Source organism: Streptomyces sp. SudanB182_2057 (genome assembly GCF_964272715.1).
Lineage (GTDB): Bacteria > Actinomycetota > Actinomycetes > Streptomycetales > Streptomycetaceae > Streptomyces > Streptomyces rubradiris.
In genome coordinates this window covers 1,051,916-1,068,628 of record NZ_OZ186798.1, presented here as the reverse complement: position 1 = coordinate 1,068,628, position 16,713 = coordinate 1,051,916, and the positions used below count along the sequence as shown (strand labels likewise).

Sequence of the window (16,713 nt, the reverse complement as noted above, 5' to 3'; positions counted from 1 at the left end):
GCCGACCGGACGCCGAACAGTCCCCCCGGCCGAGACCGGGCCGGTCGATCCCCTTGGCTGAAACGGTCCGCCGGTCAGTCCCCGTGGCCGGTGAACATCTCCACCAGCCCCCTCGGGGCGTCGGCGGCGAACAGCAGTTCCTGACCGCGCGCGGACTCCGCCGCCGACGCCTCGGCACGGGGGAACATCCGGGCCTCGTACGCGGCCAGCGCGGTCTCCGTGTCGTCGGGCGCCGCGGCCAGCGCCAGGCCCAGTTCGGCGCCGTCGAGCAGGGCCAGGTTCGCGCCCTCGCCCGCGAACGGGGACATCAGGTGGGCGGCGTCCCCGAGCAGGGTCACCCCGGGCACCCGGTCCCAGCGGTGCCCCACCGGCAGCGCGTGGATGCGGCGGGGCACCAGCGCCCCGTCCGCGTCGCCGACCAGCGCCCGCAGCCGCTCGTCCCAGCCGTCGAACTCCTTGAGCACGGCCGCCTTCGCCGCCTCGGTGTCGGTGAAGTCGATGCCGTCCAGCCAGTCCTCCGGCGCGACCACGGCCGTGTACACGTGCAGGCCGCCGTCGGGTTCGCGGTGCGCGAGGAAGCCGCGGCCGGAGCCGAGCGCGAAGAGCATGCCGCCGCCGACCACCTCCGCGCTCACCGGGTGACGCCGGTCCGCCTCCCGCAGATCCGCCTCCACGAACGACACGCCCGTGTACGCGGGCCGGGCGGCGGAGACCAGGGACCGGACCCGGGACCAGGCGCCGTCCGCGCCGACCAGCACGTCGGTGGTGAACTCGGAGCCGTCCGCGAGCGTCACCCGGTGCCGTCCGCCGTCCAGCGGGCGGGCGCCGACGACCTTGGCACCCCACCGGACGGAGCCCGCGGGCAGCGAACCGAGCAGCAGCTCGCGCAGGTCGCCCCGGTCTATCTCGGGGCGCCCGCCCGTGCCGTCGTCGGGCTGCGCGAGCAGGACGGTGCCGTCCTGCCCGAGGACGCGGGTGGCCTGGCCGCCCGGGTGGACACGGGCCAGGAACTCCTCGTACAGGCCGGCGGCCCGCAGCGCCTCCTGGCCGGTGTCGTCGTGGATGTCGAGCATGCCGCCCTGGGCGCGCGCGTCCGGCGACGCGTCCAGGTCGAACAGCGCGGCCTCGATGCCGTGCACGTGCAGCACGCGGGCGAGGGCGAGCCCGCCGAGGCCCGCGCCGACGACGGCGACGGGGTGGTGGGGGAGGGGCGCGGTGGTCATGGGGCCTCCTGGCCTTCGGTCGGTACGGCGGTCCGCTCGATGCCGGTGATCAGGGCCTGGAAGGCCCACGACAGGCGGGCCTCGGGCGTGCCGGACAGCAGCGCCCCGGCGTCGGCGGCGAGGTGCGGATGGGTGGCGGCGGGCGCCTCGCGCAGGGCCCGGGCCGCCGCCTCCCAGGCGGCCGGGGACTCCTCCCCGGCGTGCTCGGCGGCGGTCGCGGTGGCGTGCTGGAGCAGCAGGTCCACGCCCCACGCGGCCTGCGCCTGAGGGACCCCGCCCTCCCGCAGCAGGCCGAGCAGGGTCTCGATCAGGCGCAGGTAGTGCGGGCCGCTCGGCCGCGCGGTCAGCGCCGACCGGGCCAGGGACGGGTGTGCCAGGAGCATCGCGGTGTAGCGGGTGAGCACCCGCTCCAGCCGTTCCCGCCAGCCGCCCTCGGCCGGCGCCGGGCCGACCGTGCCGAGCAGCTCGTCCAGGACGGCCGCGTGCAGCTCGTCGGTGTTGCGGACGTACACGTACAGCGAGGCGGGGCCGGTGTCGAGTTCCTGAGCCAGCCGGCGCATCGTCACCTTGCGCAGCCCCTCGGCGCGCAGGATCGCGACGGCGGCGGCGACGATGCCCTCCCGGGTGAGGGCGGGCTTGGCGGGACGCTCCCGGCGGGAGCGGGGGGCAGCGGTCATGGCACCAGTGTAACGAACGCGTTCGTCACGAACGTGTTCGCGGAACAGCGGCACCGTGCGGCTTCGCCTCGGAAGGGGAGGAGAGGTATGCGCGATGAACGCATGCGGTGCGTGACCCCGGCGGCTGGCCCGGGGCGCACACCGTACCGGCGGCCTTTGTGGTGCGGCGCGAGCCCGGACGACCCGTGCCGCACCGGGGACCTACTGCTGGGCCTGCCCCTGCTGGGCGGCGGCGACGCTCTTGCGGACCTCGTCCATGTCCAGCGCGCGGGCCTGCTTGATCAGATCCTCGAGGGCCGGCGCGGGCAGGGCGCCAGGCTGTGCGTAGACCGCGACCTGGTCACGGACGATCATCAGCGTCGGGATCGACCGGATCTCGAAGGCCGCGGCCAGCTCCGGCTGCGCCTCGGTGTCCACCTTGCCGAACACCAGGTCCGGGTTCTCCTCCGCCGCCTTCTCGTAGACGGGTGCGAACGACCGGCACGGCCCGCACCAGGACGCCCAGAAGTCGATCAGAACGAACTCGTTCCCGGAGACCGTCTCGTCGAAGTTCTCCTTGGTCAGTTCCACGGTGCTGGTCATGGCGTGATTCCCTCTTCCTGGTGTGGGGTGTGCCGACGGCGCAAACACGGCCGCCGGGCCGCCTATTCCAGCCGTGCACACCGGTGTTCCGCGCGCGTACCCCATGTGGCCGCGGCACACACCACCCACCAGACTGACCCCATGACGGAAACGGAATCGAACACATACGACGTCGTGGTGATCGGGGCGGGGCCGGTGGGCGAGAACGTCGCCGACCGGACCCGGGCGGCCGGGCTGACCACCGCCGTCGTGGAGAGCGAACTGCTCGGCGGCGAGTGCTCGTACTGGGCCTGCATGCCCAGCAAGGCTCTGCTCAGGCCGGTCATCGCCCAGGCCGACGCCCGCCGCCTGCCCGGCCTCGCCCAGGACGTGCGGGGCCCGCTCGACACCCCGGCCGTGCTGGCCCGCCGGGACGAGTACACCTCCCACTGGCAGGACGACGGGCAGGCCGACTGGCTCGCGGGCACCGGCGCCGACCTGTACCGGGGCCACGGCCGGCTCGCCGGTCCGCGCACGGTCACCGTCACCGGTCCCGACGGCACCCTGACCACGCTCACCGCCCGGCACGCCGTCGCCGTCGCCACCGGCACCCGCGCCCAACTGCCCGACCTGCCCGGACTCGCCGACATCGGGCCCTGGACCAGCCGCGAGGCCACCAGTGCCAAGACGGCCCCCGGGCGGCTGATCGTCGTCGGCGGCGGGGTCGTCGCCACCGAGATGGCCACCGCCTGGCAGGCCCTCGGCTCCCGGGTCACCCTGCTGGTCCGCGGCAAGGGCCTGCTGAACCGGATGGAGCCGTTCGCCGGGGAACTGGTCGCCGAGGCCCTCACCGAGGCGGGCGCCGACATCCGCACCGGCACCTCCGTGGAGTCCGTCCGCCGCGAGAACGGCACCGTCGTGGCGGTCACCTCCGCCGGCGACCGGATCGAGGCCGACGAGATCCTCTTCGCCACCGGACGCGCCCCGCGCACCGACGACCTCGGCCTGGACACCGTCGGCCTGGAACCCGGCTCCTGGCTGGACACCGACGACAGCCTCCGCGTCACCGGCACCGACTGGCTGTACGCGGTCGGCGACGTCAACCATCGGGCCCTCCTCACCCACCAGGGCAAGTACCAGGCCCGCATCGCCGGCGCCGCGATCGCCGCCCGCGCCGCCGGTGACCTCCTCCTGGAGGAGCCCTGGGGCGCCCACGCGGCGACGGCAGACCACCACGCCGTACCGCAGGTCGTCTTCACCGACCCCGAGGCCGCCGCCGTCGGCCTCTCCCTCGCCGAGGCCGAGCAGGCCGGACACCGGGTGCGCGCCGTGGACGTCGAGTTCTCCTCCGTGGCGGGCGCCGGCCTGTACGGCGACGGCTACCGGGGCCGCGCCCGCATGGTCGTCGACCTGGAGGACGAGATCCTGCGCGGCGTCACCTTCGTCGGCCCCGGCGTCGGCGAACTGATCCACTCGGCCACCATCGCGATCACCGGCCGCGTCCCGGTCGGCCGCCTGTGGCACGCGGTCCCGTCCTACCCGACCCTGAGCGAGGTGTGGCTGCGACTGCTGGAGGCGTACCGGGACAACTGACCGCGCCGCTACGGCAGCCGGAACCCCAGGGCCTCGGCTGCCGGATGTGGGGTCGGGTGGGGCCACAGGGCCGCCACCGCCTCGTTCGTCGACAGCGAGCGCGGCTCCGCGCGGTCCAGGTACAGCGTGCCGTCGAGGTGGTCCGTCTCGTGCTGGACGATCCGGGCCGGCCAGCCGCTGAACACCTCGTCCAGCGGGCGGCCCCGCTCGTCCTCGCCGCGCAGCCGCACCTCGGCGTGCCGGGCCACCACCGCCTGCCAGCCCGGCACGCTCAGGCAGCCCTCGAAGAACGCGGCCCGGGCGGTGCCCACCGGCTCGTACACCGGGTTGACCAGCACCCGGAACGGCTGGGGGACCCGGCCCCGGGCCGCGGCCACCTCCGGCGGCACCGGCGCCGGGTCCTCGATGACCGCGATCCGGAGCGGGATGCCGACCTGCGGGGCGGCCAGGCCCACACCGGGCGCCGCGTGCATGGTGGCGCGCAGCGCCTCGACGAACCGGGACAGCAGCGCGGGGCCGAGCTGACCGTCGTACGGCTCGGTGCCGCGCCGCAGCACCGGCCGGCCGGCCGCGACGATGGGCAAGGGACCGCCGGCGGCGAGGAGTTCCTCGACCCGCTCGGCGAGCGGTGTGTCATCACGGGGTGCCATCGCGTCAGCATGCCACGTCCGTCCCGCACCCGGCGGCACCCCCCGGGCGTCGGCGCGCACCCGGCGCGGGCCGCGCGGCCAGGGCACTGTCAGTGGCGTGAAGTAGCGTGGGACGGGTCGGTGAGAGAGCGGTGGGAGACGGGGGAGGGGACCGGAGATGACAGGGCAGGACGGCCGGGCCCGGCGGCGCGGCCAGGGCGAGCTGGAAGGCCAGGTGCTCGGCGCGCTGCGTGAGGCGGACGGGCCGGTCAGCGCCGCCTGGGTGCAGCAGCGCCTCGGCGGCGACCTCGCCTACACCACGGTCGTCACCATCCTCACCCGGCTGCTCGCCAAGGACGTCGTCTCCCGCGAACGGCACGGCCGGTCCTTCGTGTGGACGCCGACGGCCGACGTCGCCCGGCTCGCCGCCCTGCGCATGCGCCGCCTGCTGGACGGCGAACGGGACCGCGAGGCGGTCCTGGCCAGCTTCGTCACCGCCCTGCCGCCCGGCGACGAACAGGTGCTGCGGGCCCTGCTCGACATCCCGGCCCCGGACGCCGGCCGCCCGGAGGACTGAGCGCCGATGGGGGTCTTCGTCTTCCTGCCGCTGGTGCTGCCGCTGTCCGCGTGGCCGGTCGCCCGGCTCGCCGAGAACCGGCTGCATCCGCGCACCGCCACCCGGCTGCTGACCGCGGTCGCCGTGGTCATGGCCGTGTGCAGCACGCTGTGCCTGGCCCTGCTCATGGTGGTCGGCACCGCGCAACTGCCCGGCAACCCGCTGCCCGACGGCTGGTCCGACCCCGAGGTGCGGGCCGCCGTCCCGCACGACGAGGTGGCCGGCCGGGCCGCGATACCGGCGCTCGCCGTGGTCGCCGCCGCCTGCGCCCGCACCCTGTGGCGGCACCGCCGGGTCACCCGCCGCGCCCGCCGGGCCCTGGCCGGAGTGCCGGGCCCCACGGTGGCCGTCCTGCCCGACAGCGCGCCGTACGCGTACGCGCTGCCCGGCGGGCGGGGCCGGATCGTGGTCAGCACCGCCCTGCTGGACGGACTCGCCCCGGCCGAGCGGCGCGCCCTGTTCGCGCACGAACGCGCCCACCTGACCGCCCGCCACCACCGTCACCTGCTCGCCGCGCACCTGGCCGCCCGCGCCAACCCGTTCCTGCGCCCGCTGCGCACCGCCGTCGTCTACACGGCCGAGCGGTGGGCGGACGAGGAGGCGGCCCGCGCGGTGGGCGACCGGCGCACGGTCGCGCGCGCCATCGGCAAGGCGGCCCTGCTGTCCCCGCGCACCCCGGCGCCCACCCTGGCCGCGCTCGCCGCGACCGGGCCCGTGCCGCGCCGGGTGGCCGCGCTGCTGGCGCCCGCACCGGCGGCCCGCACCTGGCCGTCGGCGTTCACCGCGGTCGGCCTGGCCGCCTGGGGCGCCGCCGCCGGGGCGCTGGCCTCCGCGATGTCGTCGGCGAACTCGGCCGTCACCCTGGTCCTGATCCTGCGCGCGGCCACCCCTTTGTGAACCGGAGGCATCCACGGCCCGCACGGCATGGACCGAGACCGAGGGCCGGGGCCTGCCCGGCGGCCGGGCAGGAGCCGCCGGGCGGTCACCCGGACGGCCGCGCCCGGGGCCTGAGCGGGGCGAGCCGCGCGGACGGGCGGCGCCCGGGGCGCCAGGTGGCGACCAGCGCCGCCGCCAGCAGCAGTTCGGCGATGTCACCGCCGTAGTACATGATCTCCGCCCCGCCCCGGACCTCCGGCGCGGGAGCGTGCACGGCCACCCCGAAGCCGCCGTACATCAGTTGCGCGGCGACCGCGTGCACGGCGATCGCGCAGCCCAGCCAGACCAGCCGGGCGGGCACGCCGGGCCGGGCCGGAGCGGGATCGGGACCGGCGACGGCGTGCGCGAACAGGCACCCCGACAGCAGGAAGTGCGCGTGCGTCAGCCAGTGCCCGGCCGGGTGGGCCATGGCGGTGTCGTACAGCGGGGTGAAGTACAGCACCGGGAGGCTGCCGGCCGACAGCAGCATGGCCACCGGCGGACGGGTCAGCAGACGCGCCGGGGCGCTGTGCAGCACCGCGGTCAGCCGGCGCGCGCGGGGCGCGGACACGGCGCGCAGCACCAGGGTGACCGGGGCGCCGAGCACCAGGGCGAGCGGGGCGTACATCCCGATCAGCAGGTGCTGGACCATATGACCGCGGAAGTCCCGGTGTGCGAAGGGCGCCACCGGCGGCAGCAGCGCCACCGCCAGCAGCACCACGCCGGCGCAGAACGCGACGGTGCGCCAGGGACTCCAGGCCCGCACCGGATTCCGCCGGCGCGCCCGGAGGACCAGCAGCAGATAGCCGCCCGCGCACACCAGCAGGGCTACGACCGGCAGGACGGCACCCGGCGCGCCACCGCCCGCCGGGTCGGAGGTGTGGTGGTGGCCCATCAGCCGAGGCGTCCCGCACGGACGGCGCCCGGAGCCGCCGGGTCGAAGGACCGGCCGCCCCGCTGGAGCAGCAGCCCGCCCGCCACCAGCAGCGCCCCGAGGACCAGGAAGGCCACGTCCCACCACACCTGGTACGACCCGCCGCGCACATGGTGGATGCCCAGGATCTGGTGGTCCAGCAGCCCTTCCACCAGGTTGAACAGGCCCCAGCCGGCCAGGACCCAGCCCCACAGCACCCGCGAGGTCCACACCCGCCGCCGGCCGGTGGTCACCCGCGCGTACAGCACGGCGAGCCCGGACAGGACGGCCAGCCAGCACACGGTGTGGAAGACGCCGTCCCACAGGGTGTTCATCTCCAGCCCGGAGACGCTCTTCGGGTCGTAGTACTTCACCCCGACGCGGTCGTGGTCGGTGCTGGTCAGCATGTGGTGCCACTGAAGGAGCTGGTGCAGCAGGATCCCGTCGACGAATCCGCCGAGCCCCACGCCCAGCAGGATGCCGGGCAGGCGCAGACTGGCGGGCGCGGTGTCACTCCTGGTGTCGCGTACGGTCGTTGCCATCGCTCCTCGTCTCGGTCGATTCCGGATAGATCGGTTCCGGCTGAGGTGCCCTCACGACAGCTATCAGTTCCCGGACGCCACCGCTGCCGCAGGCTCGGCCATCTGCGGGGCCCGGCGGGACGGCCGACTTCCGACGGCCCGGGGACGCCCGCCGGGCGCGCGCGTTCGTACCCGGTACCCGGCGAAAGATTGATAAGCCATAACTTGCGCGCTTTCACCCGCGTTTCACCGGGTGCGGGCAAGCGCCCGCGACCGTATCTGGAAGGACAGGGAACCGATGAAACGGGTTACCCGAAACAGTGTCATCGCCGTCGCCGCCGCCTCGGGCGCGATGGCAGTGGCCGGGCCGGCGCACGCCGACTCCGCCGCGGGCGGTCACGTGGCCGGCTCGCCCGGGGTGGTCTCCGGCAACGGCATCCAGTTGCCGGTACACGTACCGGTGAACGCGTGCGGGAACACCGTGAACGTGGTGGGGCTGCTCAACCCCGCCATGGGCAACCGCTGCGCCAACCAGGGTGACCGGACAGGGGGCAAGGAAGGCGCCGCGACCTCGGGCGGGGCCACCGCCGTGGGCAAGGAGCAGGGCTCGCCCGGGGTGATCTCCGGCAACGGCGTCCAGCTCCCGGTCGATCTGCCGGTGAACGTCAGCGGCAACACCGTGGACGTGGTGGGGATCGGCAACCCGGTCTTCGGGAACCAGTCCGTGAACACCTCCGGCACCCGTCCCCACACCCCCGAGCGGCCCACACCGCCCGTGCGGCACACCCCGCCGCCGCGCCACGAGCCGCACGAGCCGTCGCGCCCCGCGACCCCCGTCCGCCCGGCGCCGCACCCGTCGTCCAGCGTCGTACAACAGCGCACGCCCGGCACCCTGGCCCGCACCGGAACCGACGGCACCTGGACGGCCGCCGCCGCGGGCCTGGCGTCGCTGGCGGGCGGAACCGTGCTCTACCGGCGCTTCCGGCCGCGGTCCGAGCGCTGACTCCCGGCCGCCCCCTCCGGTGCCGGGAGGGGGCGGCCTCCCGCCCCGGCCACGCCGGATCCGCCCCGGCGGGGCCGGCCGCACGACCGTGTACGCCCGTACGACCGCGGCCGGGACGGGCCGGCTGCCTCAGCGGCGCAGGACGACCTCCCGGTCCATACGGGACAGCTTCCCGGGGTTGCGCACGGCGTACAGGCCGGTGACGCGGCCGTCGGCGACGCGCGGGGCGAGCACGGTGTCCACCTTGCCGTCGAGCCGGAGCACCAGTGCCGGCCAGCCGTTGACCAGGGCCGGCCGCAGTGCCGCCGCGCCGAACCTGCGCAGCCCGGCGGCCAGCGGGGCGACCCGCTCGGCGCCCACGACCGGCTCCGGCGCGGCCCGCGCGATTCCCCCGCCGTCGCCCAGGAAGACGACGTCCGGGGCCAGGACGTCGAGCAGCCCCCGCAGGTCGCCGGTGTCGACGGCCTGCCGGAACGCCTCCAGCACGGCGCGCGTCTCGGCGGCGGAGACCGTGCCGCGCGGCCGGCGGGCGGCGACATGGGCACGGGCCCGGTGGACGATCTGACGGACCGCGGCCGGGCTCTTGCCGACGGTCTCGGCTATCTCGCCGTACTCCACCGCGAACACCTCGCGGAGCACGAACACCGCCCGTTCGGTGGGGGTGAGCGTCTCCAGCACCAGCAGCATCGCCATCGAGACGCTGTCGGCCAGTTCGGCGTCCTCCGCCACGTCGGGCGCGGTCAGCAGCGGTTCGGGCAGCCAGGGGCCGATGTAGGACTCCTTGCGCCGGGCGAGCGTCCGCAGCCGGGCCAGCGCCTGGCGGGTGGTGATCCGGACCAGGTACGCCCGCGGGTTGCGCACGGTCCCCGGGTCGACGCCCGCCCAGCGCAGCCAGGTCTCCTGGAGGACGTCCTCGGCGTCGGCGGCCGAGCCGAGCAGCTGGTAAGCGACGGTGAACAGCAGGTCGCGGTGGGCGACGAACGCCCCGGTGGCCGAGTCCACGCGCGCCACCCGGGGTTCCGCCGTACCCGTACCCGCGCCCGTGTCGCGCCCGCTCATGTCCGCTCCCGCCTGTTCGCCCTCGGCCCCGTCACACCCACGTGACGCCGGCGGGCGCCGCCGTGTGACGACCACGGCCGGTGACGTGCCTCACAGGGGCCGGCTCCCCAGGGGCGAGCGGGGCCTCACCAGGTGACCGGCAGCCGCACCGGGAAGCGGCGGATGGTGCCGGTGTCCCACTCGATCTCCTCGGGGGCCACGGCGAGCCGCAGCGTGGGGAAGCGGGTCAGCAGGCCGCTGACCGCGCTGTCCAGCTCCGCCCGGGCGAGCGGGGCCGCCAGGCAGTGGTGTCCGCCCCAGCCGAACGTCATGTGCGGGCGCACCGGCCGCTCGAGGTCCAGCCGGTGCGGGTCGGGGAAGACGACTGGGTCCCGGTTGGCCGCCAGGTACGACACGTGGACGTAGTCGCCGGCGCTGATGAGGGTGCCCTCGATCTCCGCGTCCTCCAGGGCGATCCGGGGGATGCCCACGCCCTTGCGGAACGGGATGAACCGCAGCAGCTCCTCCAGCGCGCCGGGGAACCGGCCGGGGTCGCGGGCGAGCGCGGCATGCTGCTCGGGATGGGTCAGCAGCACATAGGCGATGTCGCTGATCTGGCAGGTCGCGGTGTCGTTGCCGCTGAGGATGAGCGTCACGGCCAGCACCGCCAGCTCGTCGTCGCTCAGCGGCTCCTCGCCCTCCGGCACCGGGGCCGTGGCCAGCGTGCTGAGCAGGTCCTCGCCCGGCGCCCGCCGCCGCTCCGGGACCAGCCCGGCGAAGTACGCCCGCAGGGACGCCTTGGCCTCGGCCGCGGTCTGCCGGGCGTCGGCGGAGGTGGCCAGCAGCCGCATCGTGCGGTCCCGCAGCTCGTCACGGTCGGCCTCGGGCACGGCGAGCAGCTCGCAGATCGTCAGATGCGGCAGCGGCACCGACAGATGGGTCACCAGGTCGGCGGGCGGGCCCGCCTCGGCCATCGCCGTGAGCAGGCCGTCCACCACCCGGTCCACCGCCGGCCGCATGGCCGCCACCCGGTCGCGGGTGAACGCCTGGGCCGCCACGTGCCGCAGCCGGGTGGCGTGCGGCGGGTCCGTCACGTTGATGGACTCCGGGGACACGATGGGCTCGGGCGTCATCCTCGGGTAGTCGCGCCCGACGATCGCCGCCCGGCTGAACCGGGGGTCGCACGTCACCTGACGCACGCCGGCGAAGCTGGTCACGAGCCATGCCTCGGCCTCGCCGTAGGGGAGCCGGATCCGGCTGACCGGGCCGCGCCGTGCCAGCGCGTCCAGCTCCGGGTCGAACTCCAGCGCCTCAGCGAAGTCGAAGGGGCATTCGAGCACTGTCGGTTCCTGGAACGCCATCACAGCCTCCTTTGTGCGCCGCCGGGCGCGCTCCTCGCATGCGGCCGGGCGCGTCCGCCGGTGGGGGCGCCGCCGACCGGAGTACGGCCGGCGGGCGTACGGCCGACCGGGCCTTCGTGGCTCGTGCGGCTCCGAGGCGTCGCCTCGTCCCTGAGAGAGTCACTTCCCCAATATGCGGGAGGTCGACGGGCTTCGCACGACAGACGAGGGCGGCGCGGGCGGGTCGCGGGGCGTCGGCCTCGCGGGCCGGCGCCGGTGCGCGGGTCCCGGCCCGGCGGGCTCAGGCGTCGACCCGGTTCCTCCGGCGCCGGAGAAGGGCGGAGCGGCCGGGCGCGGCGGTGCCGCCGCGGGCGGCGGCGCGGGCGGCGCCGTCGGGCATCGTGAAGGTGAAGACCGCCGTGGCCGCGGCGATCGCGGCGAGGGCGAGGAAGGCGTGCTGGTACGCGGCGACGGGCGGGGCCGCGGCGGCGCCCGACGGGGTGCCGAGGACCAGGGCCGTGGTCACCGCCGCCGGGGCGAGCGCGCCACCGGTCTGGCGCACCACGGTGTTCAGCATGGTGGCCTGGGCCAGGTCGGCCCGGTCGATCGTGGCCAGCGAGGCGACCGTCGTGGGGACGAAGAAGCAGCCGATGGCGGCGCCGAACAGGAACATGTAGGCCCGGACCGTCCACAGGCCGGTGCCGGCGTCGCAGCCGGCGAGCAGTACGAGGGTCGCGCTGACCCCGACCAGTCCGAGGCCGACGATCAGGCGCGGACCGACCCGGGCGTACAGCGCGCCGCTGATCTGCACGGTCAGCAGGACGCCGAACGCCTCGGGGAAGGTGGTCAGGCCCGACTCCAGCGCCGTACGGCCCTGCGCCTGCTGGAGGAAGAGGGGCCCCAGGTACAGGGCGCCCATGATGGGTATCAGGCCGACCAGGTTGATCAGGTTGGTGTCGCGGAAGAGCCGGTCGGTGAACAGGCGCAGCCGCAGCAGAGGGTGGGCGGTGCGCAGCTCGACGGCGACGGCGGCGGCGAGCAGCACGGCGCCCAGGACCAGGCAGACGACGACGGCGGGGGAGGACCAGCCGCGGTTGGGTCCCTCGCAGACGCCGAACATCATAGTGCCCAGGGCGCCCGCGCTCAGCAGCAGGCCGGGCAGGTCGAACCGGCCGGGCCGGCCGCCGCGGTCGCCGGCCAGGAACAGCGCGCCGAACAGCACCGCCGGGAGCCCCACGGGCAGGTTGACGTAGAACACCCACCGCCAGGACAGATGGTCCACCAGCAGCCCGCCCAGGACGGGGGCCGCGGCCGGGGCGATCTGCTGCGGGATGATCATGTAGCGGGAGACGCGCACTTGTTCGGCGGGGGTGAAGGTGCCGAACAGCAGCGCGGCGGAGGCGGGGAAGAGCACGCCGGCCGACAGCCCCTGCACCGCGCGGTAGGCGACGAGCTGACCGAGCCCGGCCGCCGCCCCGCACAGCAGCGAGGAGCCGAGGAAGCCGGCCAGGGCGGCCAGCAGCACGCGTTTGCCGCCGAACCGCTCGACCAGCCAGGCGGAGGCCGGGATGGCCATGGCCAGGCAGACCGGGTAGGCGATGACCACGCCGTCCAGCGCGGCGGTCGTCAGGTGGAACTGACGGGCGATCGAGGGCAGGGCCACGGTGGTGATCGCTCCGTCGACGATCGCGATGAAGGTCACGCTGACGCAGACGACGGGGACGACCAGCCGCTGACTGAGCGACGGCAGGGCGAACGGCACGGAGGGACGACGGCGCATATGCTGAGCATACGCACTATGTTGTTGATCAGTACATGGCTTTCGGCGTGCGCGGTGCGGGACGGTGCCTGACGGGCGGTCAGCGGTCCGGGCCGGCCGGGCCGACGGCCGGGCTCGATGGTCCCGGCCGTGCGGGACAGGAGAGACTGGGCACCATGGCAGTGCACGGCAGCAGTGACATCCTCATCGACGAGCTGTACGAGACGACCAACCGGCTACGGCAGTTCGTGGAGGTCCGGCTGCGGGAGAAGGGGGCCTCGGTGGCCCGGCTGCGTGCCCTGCGCATGCTGGCCAGGGCGCCGGAACCGCTGCGGATGCGGGACCTCGGCGAGATGGCCGGGATCGCCGCCCGCACCACCACCACGATCGTGGACAGCCTGGAACGCGACGGCCTGGTGGAGCGGGTACGCCACCCCACGGACCGGCGCGCTTTCCTGCTGCGCCTCACCGAGGACGGGCTGCGCTGCCACCGCGAGGCGGAGGAGACCGACCGCCTCGCCCTCGCCGAGGCCACGGCGACGCTGGACGCGGCCGACCGCGAGCACCTGCGGGCCCTGCTGGCCCGCATCCGGGAGAACACGGGGTGAGTGCCCTCCCGGATGAGCCGGTCCGCCGTCAGCCGGCCACCAGTGCCGGACGCAGCATCAGCGTGCGCAGCTGGTCGCGGGTCAGCGGCGGGCTGCTCAGCAGGGGACCGAGCCGGCCCGCACCGTCGTAGCCGGTGCTGTCCCGCACCAGCAGGGCCCGCCCGTCGGGCAGCAGCAGGCGGCCGGTGAGTTCCTCCCCCCACACCGGGGTGCCCTCGTCGTGCCGGGCCGGCTGCCGCCAGATCGTCAGCACCCGGCCGTCGGACAACTCCTCCCGTACGCAGTCGGCGCGGCGGTCGCCGGTGTCGGCGTCCGGTGCGCACAGGTCGGCCGCCTTGCCCCCGCCGAGGTCCTTCCCGGCGACCTCCTTCGCGCCGCGGACACCGATGTGCAGGAAGCCGACGCCGCCGTCCCGTCGCACGGCGTACTCCCCGTCCAGCGGGCCTTCCGTCCCGGTATCGGTGCCGGCCGCCGGGTCGGCGCCCTTGATCAGCACCGGCCAGGAGACCTCCTCCAGCTTCCCGACCCCGGACGGCAGCAGCGCGGCGAGCTTCTCCTGCCGGCCGGTGCCCGCGGTCAGCTGTGTGGGTGCGGTGGCCGTCACCGACCGCTCCGTCCCGCCGGAGGCCAGGCCGGGCCCGGCGATCACGGCGGCGGCGACCAGGGCCAGCCCCGTCCCCCCGACCACCGCCCGGCGCCGACGGCGGATCCGGGTCGCCGCGCCGAAGACCGCGGCCGGGTCGGCCGAGGGACCGGTGACCCCCTCGACGGCCCGCCCCAGCAGCTCCCGCACCTCGTGCGTGCCGTCGTTCATACGTGTTCCCCTTCCCTTTCCCTCTCGGTCTCCCGCTCCATGCGGGCGCGCAGCACGGCCAGGCCGCGAGCGGTGTGACTCTTCACGGTGTTCTCCCGCATGCCGAGCACCGCGGCCGTCGCCTCGACGCTCTGGTCCTCCCAGAACCGCAGGACCAGCACGGCGCGTTGCTTCGGCGTGAGCCCGGCCAGGGCGGCCCGGACGACCACCCCGGTCTCCGTGTCCGCCTCCGGTACGGCCCGGTCGGGCAGCTCCCCGTACGCGTGCTCGCGCCGCCAGAACCGTCGCCGCCCGGCGATGAAGGTGTGGTACAGCGTCTTGCGGGCATACGCCTCGATGTTGTCCAGCCGCTGCCACCGCCGCCAGCCGAGGACCACCTTGACCAGCGTCGTCTGGACGAGGTCCTCCGCGTCGTCGTGGTTGCCGCAGATCAGATACGCGCTCCTGAAGAGCGCCAGGCGTCTGTCCCGGACGAAATCGTGCAGCGCGTCCTCACCGCGCTTCATCCCGTCCCCCTTCCCGGCCCGCGGACGCGGACCGTCTCACCCTTCAAGTGCGCTGGGCCGGACGGTGGGTTGCGGCACGGGCAGGCGGACACGGGCGCGCCCCGGCCGCTCCTCCCGCCGCACGGGGCAGCGTGCCGGGTCGCGCCCCGCTCAGGGGTGTGCCGCCCTCGGGGTGGGCGTCGTGGTGACCGGACTCGGGGTCGCCGGGCTCGGCGCCGGGGACGGGGTTCCGGTCCGCGGGTGCGGTGAGCGGGCCGGAGGGGCCGGGGCCGGGTGCCCGTCGCGCGTCGTGGAGAGCACCAGCGTGAGGAACACCAGCGCGGCGACGGCGGCCAGGGCCATCCCGCCCACCACCATCCGGCGCGCCCGAACGCGCCGCGACCGTACCGGCGCGGCGGGCGGTGACAGGGGCCGCAGGTCGGCCGGGCCGACGGCGTGCGCCCGCGCGGCCAGGGCGGCCCGCAGCCGCTCCTCGACGGGCGCCGTCCCGCTCCTCGTACCGTACTCGTTCATCGCAGCCCCTCCAGACGCCGGCCCAGAGCGTCCAGCGCCCTGCTGGCCGTGGACTTGACGGCACCGCGCGACAGGCCGAGCGTCGCCGCGATCTCGGCCTCGGTCAGATGCGACCAGTACCGCAGCACCAGCACCTCCCGCTGCCGCCGGGTCAGCGTGCGCAGCGCCGCCAGCACCTCCCGGTGGTCCTCGTGCAGCAGCACGTCCTCCTCCGGGGCGGGCGCGTGCTCCTCGGGCGCGGGAATGTGCGCCCGTACGGTCCTGCGGCGGCGCAGCACCGAGCGGGCCCCGTTGACGACGCTGGTCCGCAGATACGCCTCCGGGTCGTCCAGCGCGGCGAGCCGGTGGCCGTGCCGCCGGAACAGCGCGGTGAACGCGTCCTGTACGACGTCCTCGGCCGTGGGCAGATCGTCCACCAGCAGCACCGCGAGGCGCACCAGGGACAGCCTGCGGTGGTGGTACAACTCCTCGATGCCCGGCGGGGTTCCGGCCGCGACGGCGCCGGCCGGGTCGCCGGTGCGGGGCGCGGCCGGTGTCGTACCCGCGTGGGTCCGGGCGAGGACGCGGGCGCGGAGCACGTGGGTGAGCCGCCGCGGCCAGGACGCGGAGGGCTTCGGGGCACCGGCGCGTTCCCAGGGCAGGGCCGTGGCCGGTGGTGTCGCTGTCGTCATGGGTCTCCCGGTGCCGGGTCCCGGTGCGGGGAGCCGCCGCGCGACGGCTCCCCGCACCGGACCTGCCTCAGTGCTGCTGCGGAACCGGAACCGGCGCCGGTGCGGCGTGGCGGTGGTGGTGCGGGACGGGCGCCGGGCGGGCCGCCTCCGGGGCCGGCGCCGGGGTCGCCGTGGCCGGGGCGGGGACGGGGGAGGGAACGGCCGTGGCCGGTGCCGGCGCGGGGGCCGCCGTACCCGTCGGCGGCGGTACCGGGGCGGGGGTTCCCGTACGGACCGGCGAAGGCACCGGGGACGGGACGGCGGTGTGGGTCGGCGGGACCGGGGCCGGGGACGGGGTCGCGGTGTGGGTCGGCGGGGCCGGGACCGGGGACGGGGTCGCGGTGTGGGTCGGCGGTACCGGAGCCGGGGTGGACGCCTGGTCGTCCGCCGGGGCCGGCGTCGGGGCGGTGGCCCGGTGGGTCTGGGCGGGGGCCGCGGACGAGCGGTCGGCCTTGGCGGGCGCGCTGTCCTGGGCCGCCTGCGCGGTCATGGCGCCGGCGACGGTCAGGGCGGCGCCTACGGCGGAGACCCCCAGGGCGGCGCGCAGCCGGTGCGTACGGTGCTGACGTGGGGCACGGTGTGCGGACATGTGTTCCTTCGGTCGCTCGGGTCGGACATCTGGTCGAAGTGGAGGCCTCCACCCCGACAGACGTCCGACCCCGGGCGAGGTTGCGGGTCCCGGCCGACGAATTTTCTCCGTCGCGTTCCCGCGCCGGGAGCCGCCGGAGTCCGGCGCGCTCAGCGCGCCGCCGGCCCCCGGACGTGACCCGCGTC

The 16,713-nt window shown here is 75.7% G+C and carries 19 protein-coding genes; 5 read left to right on the top strand and 14 right to left on the bottom strand.

What is annotated here, in order from left to right; genetic code table 11:
• Positions 1-74: 74 nt before the first annotated feature.
• The 3 genes from ACSURM_RS04305 to trxA form a co-directional block, all read right to left on the bottom strand.
• Positions 75-1,223 carry an FAD-dependent oxidoreductase gene (locus ACSURM_RS04305; RefSeq protein ID WP_436953613.1) on the bottom strand — a complete coding sequence of 383 codons (1,149 nt, stop codon included), beginning with the start codon at positions 1,221-1,223 and terminating at the stop codon, positions 75-77.
• Positions 1,220-1,900, bottom strand: a complete 681-nt coding sequence (locus ACSURM_RS04300) for a TetR/AcrR family transcriptional regulator (RefSeq protein WP_436953612.1) — start codon at positions 1,898-1,900, stop codon at positions 1,220-1,222. The genes ACSURM_RS04305 and ACSURM_RS04300 overlap by 4 nt, the downstream gene beginning before the upstream one ends.
• Before the next feature lie 201 nt (positions 1,901-2,101).
• Positions 2,102-2,482 (bottom strand): thioredoxin, encoded by a 381-nt coding sequence (gene trxA, locus ACSURM_RS04295; protein WP_436953611.1) that lies wholly within the window; start codon positions 2,480-2,482, stop codon positions 2,102-2,104.
• Positions 2,483-2,623: 141 nt separating this feature from the next.
• Here trxA and ACSURM_RS04290 point away from each other — a divergent pair, with 141 nt between their 5' ends.
• On the top strand, positions 2,624-4,054 hold the full coding sequence (locus ACSURM_RS04290) for a dihydrolipoyl dehydrogenase family protein (RefSeq protein WP_436953610.1): 1,431 nt from the start codon (positions 2,624-2,626) through the stop codon (positions 4,052-4,054).
• A gap of 8 nt (positions 4,055-4,062) precedes the next feature.
• On the opposite strand, the gene ACSURM_RS04285 is transcribed toward ACSURM_RS04290, so the two are convergent.
• Entirely contained in the window at positions 4,063-4,704 is a 642-nt protein-coding gene (locus tag ACSURM_RS04285) for a peptide deformylase (protein ID WP_436953609.1), read from the bottom strand.
• Positions 4,705-4,861: 157 nt separating this feature from the next.
• Between ACSURM_RS04285 and ACSURM_RS04280 the strand changes: the two genes are divergently transcribed.
• On the top strand, positions 4,862-5,260 hold the full coding sequence (locus tag ACSURM_RS04280; RefSeq protein ID WP_359042255.1) for a BlaI/MecI/CopY family transcriptional regulator: 399 nt from the start codon (positions 4,862-4,864) through the stop codon (positions 5,258-5,260).
• Positions 5,261-5,266: 6 nt separating this feature from the next.
• Entirely contained in the window at positions 5,267-6,196 is a 930-nt protein-coding gene (locus ACSURM_RS04275; protein ID WP_436953608.1) for a M56 family metallopeptidase, read from the top strand.
• Positions 6,197-6,281: 85 nt separating this feature from the next.
• Here ACSURM_RS04275 and ACSURM_RS04270 read toward each other — a convergent pair whose 3' ends face one another.
• Positions 6,282-7,109, bottom strand: coding sequence for a cytochrome c oxidase assembly protein (locus tag ACSURM_RS04270; RefSeq protein ID WP_436953607.1), 828 nt, complete (start codon positions 7,107-7,109; stop codon positions 6,282-6,284).
• Complete coding sequence (locus tag ACSURM_RS04265) at positions 7,109-7,669, bottom strand: DUF2243 domain-containing protein (protein ID WP_436953606.1); 561 nt, start codon at positions 7,667-7,669, stop codon at positions 7,109-7,111. The genes ACSURM_RS04270 and ACSURM_RS04265 overlap by 1 nt, the downstream gene beginning before the upstream one ends.
• A 277-nt stretch (positions 7,670-7,946) precedes the next feature.
• On the opposite strand from ACSURM_RS04265, the gene ACSURM_RS04260 reads away from it, so the two are divergent.
• The gene (locus ACSURM_RS04260) at positions 7,947-8,651 is read left to right on the top strand and encodes a chaplin (protein ID WP_436953605.1); all 705 of its coding nucleotides are present in this window, start codon (positions 7,947-7,949) and stop codon (positions 8,649-8,651) included.
• A gap of 129 nt (positions 8,652-8,780) precedes the next feature.
• Here ACSURM_RS04260 and ACSURM_RS04255 read toward each other — a convergent pair whose 3' ends face one another.
• From ACSURM_RS04255 to ACSURM_RS04245, 3 genes are all read right to left on the bottom strand, one after another.
• Entirely contained in the window at positions 8,781-9,710 is a 930-nt protein-coding gene (locus tag ACSURM_RS04255; protein WP_436953604.1) for an RNA polymerase sigma-70 factor, read from the bottom strand.
• 125 nt (positions 9,711-9,835) lie between these two features.
• Positions 9,836-11,050 (bottom strand): cytochrome P450, encoded by a 1,215-nt coding sequence (locus tag ACSURM_RS04250; RefSeq protein ID WP_436953603.1) that lies wholly within the window; start codon positions 11,048-11,050, stop codon positions 9,836-9,838.
• A 280-nt stretch (positions 11,051-11,330) separates the two neighbouring features.
• Positions 11,331-12,731 (bottom strand): DHA2 family efflux MFS transporter permease subunit, encoded by a 1,401-nt coding sequence (locus ACSURM_RS04245; RefSeq protein ID WP_436960924.1) that lies wholly within the window; start codon positions 12,729-12,731, stop codon positions 11,331-11,333.
• Positions 12,732-12,964: 233 nt separating this feature from the next.
• Between ACSURM_RS04245 and ACSURM_RS04240 the strand changes: the two genes are divergently transcribed.
• On the top strand, positions 12,965-13,396 hold the full coding sequence (locus ACSURM_RS04240; RefSeq protein WP_359042247.1) for a MarR family winged helix-turn-helix transcriptional regulator: 432 nt from the start codon (positions 12,965-12,967) through the stop codon (positions 13,394-13,396).
• A gap of 28 nt (positions 13,397-13,424) precedes the next feature.
• On the opposite strand, the gene ACSURM_RS04235 is transcribed toward ACSURM_RS04240, so the two are convergent.
• The 5 genes from ACSURM_RS04235 to ACSURM_RS04215 all read right to left on the bottom strand — a co-directional run bounded on the left by ACSURM_RS04235 (position 13,425) and on the right by ACSURM_RS04215 (position 16,528).
• Positions 13,425-14,210 (bottom strand): hypothetical protein, encoded by a 786-nt coding sequence (locus ACSURM_RS04235; protein WP_436953601.1) that lies wholly within the window; start codon positions 14,208-14,210, stop codon positions 13,425-13,427.
• Positions 14,207-14,716 (bottom strand): SigE family RNA polymerase sigma factor, encoded by a 510-nt coding sequence (locus tag ACSURM_RS04230; RefSeq protein WP_436953600.1) that lies wholly within the window; start codon positions 14,714-14,716, stop codon positions 14,207-14,209. Before ACSURM_RS04230 ends, ACSURM_RS04235 begins: the two co-directional genes overlap by 4 nt.
• A gap of 150 nt (positions 14,717-14,866) precedes the next feature.
• Positions 14,867-15,229 (bottom strand): hypothetical protein, encoded by a 363-nt coding sequence (locus tag ACSURM_RS04225; RefSeq protein ID WP_436953599.1) that lies wholly within the window; start codon positions 15,227-15,229, stop codon positions 14,867-14,869.
• Positions 15,226-15,900 carry an RNA polymerase sigma factor gene (locus ACSURM_RS04220; RefSeq protein ID WP_436953597.1) on the bottom strand — a complete coding sequence of 225 codons (675 nt, stop codon included), beginning with the start codon at positions 15,898-15,900 and terminating at the stop codon, positions 15,226-15,228. The genes ACSURM_RS04225 and ACSURM_RS04220 overlap by 4 nt, the downstream gene beginning before the upstream one ends.
• Positions 15,901-15,967: 67 nt before the next feature.
• Positions 15,968-16,528 (bottom strand): hypothetical protein, encoded by a 561-nt coding sequence (locus ACSURM_RS04215; protein WP_436953595.1) that lies wholly within the window; start codon positions 16,526-16,528, stop codon positions 15,968-15,970.
• Positions 16,529-16,713 lie beyond the last annotated feature (185 nt).

Bases quoted from the DNA above. Each gene is read 5' to 3' on its own strand.
- ACSURM_RS04305 (WP_436953613.1), bottom strand. From the start codon at position 1,223: ATGACCACCGCGCCCCTCCCCCACCACCCCGTCGCCGTCGTCGGCGCG.
- ACSURM_RS04300 (WP_436953612.1), bottom strand. From the start codon at position 1,900: ATGACCGCTGCCCCCCGCTCCCGCCGGGAGCGTCCCGCCAAGCCCGCC.
- trxA (WP_436953611.1), bottom strand. From the start codon at position 2,482: ATGACCAGCACCGTGGAACTGACCAAGGAGAACTTCGACGAGACGGTC.
- ACSURM_RS04290 (WP_436953610.1), top strand. From the start codon at position 2,624: ATGACGGAAACGGAATCGAACACATACGACGTCGTGGTGATCGGGGCG.
- ACSURM_RS04285 (WP_436953609.1), bottom strand. From the start codon at position 4,704: ATGGCACCCCGTGATGACACACCGCTCGCCGAGCGGGTCGAGGAACTC.
- ACSURM_RS04280 (WP_359042255.1), top strand. From the start codon at position 4,862: ATGACAGGGCAGGACGGCCGGGCCCGGCGGCGCGGCCAGGGCGAGCTG.
- ACSURM_RS04275 (WP_436953608.1), top strand. From the start codon at position 5,267: ATGGGGGTCTTCGTCTTCCTGCCGCTGGTGCTGCCGCTGTCCGCGTGG.
- ACSURM_RS04270 (WP_436953607.1), bottom strand. From the start codon at position 7,109: ATGGGCCACCACCACACCTCCGACCCGGCGGGCGGTGGCGCGCCGGGT.
- ACSURM_RS04265 (WP_436953606.1), bottom strand. From the start codon at position 7,669: ATGGCAACGACCGTACGCGACACCAGGAGTGACACCGCGCCCGCCAGT.
- ACSURM_RS04260 (WP_436953605.1), top strand. From the start codon at position 7,947: ATGAAACGGGTTACCCGAAACAGTGTCATCGCCGTCGCCGCCGCCTCG.
- ACSURM_RS04255 (WP_436953604.1), bottom strand. From the start codon at position 9,710: ATGAGCGGGCGCGACACGGGCGCGGGTACGGGTACGGCGGAACCCCGG.
- ACSURM_RS04250 (WP_436953603.1), bottom strand. From the start codon at position 11,050: ATGGCGTTCCAGGAACCGACAGTGCTCGAATGCCCCTTCGACTTCGCT.
- ACSURM_RS04240 (WP_359042247.1), top strand. From the start codon at position 12,965: ATGGCAGTGCACGGCAGCAGTGACATCCTCATCGACGAGCTGTACGAG.
- ACSURM_RS04235 (WP_436953601.1), bottom strand. From the start codon at position 14,210: ATGAACGACGGCACGCACGAGGTGCGGGAGCTGCTGGGGCGGGCCGTC.
- ACSURM_RS04230 (WP_436953600.1), bottom strand. From the start codon at position 14,716: ATGAAGCGCGGTGAGGACGCGCTGCACGATTTCGTCCGGGACAGACGC.
- ACSURM_RS04225 (WP_436953599.1), bottom strand. From the start codon at position 15,229: ATGAACGAGTACGGTACGAGGAGCGGGACGGCGCCCGTCGAGGAGCGG.
- ACSURM_RS04220 (WP_436953597.1), bottom strand. From the start codon at position 15,900: ATGACGACAGCGACACCACCGGCCACGGCCCTGCCCTGGGAACGCGCC.
- ACSURM_RS04215 (WP_436953595.1), bottom strand. From the start codon at position 16,528: ATGTCCGCACACCGTGCCCCACGTCAGCACCGTACGCACCGGCTGCGC.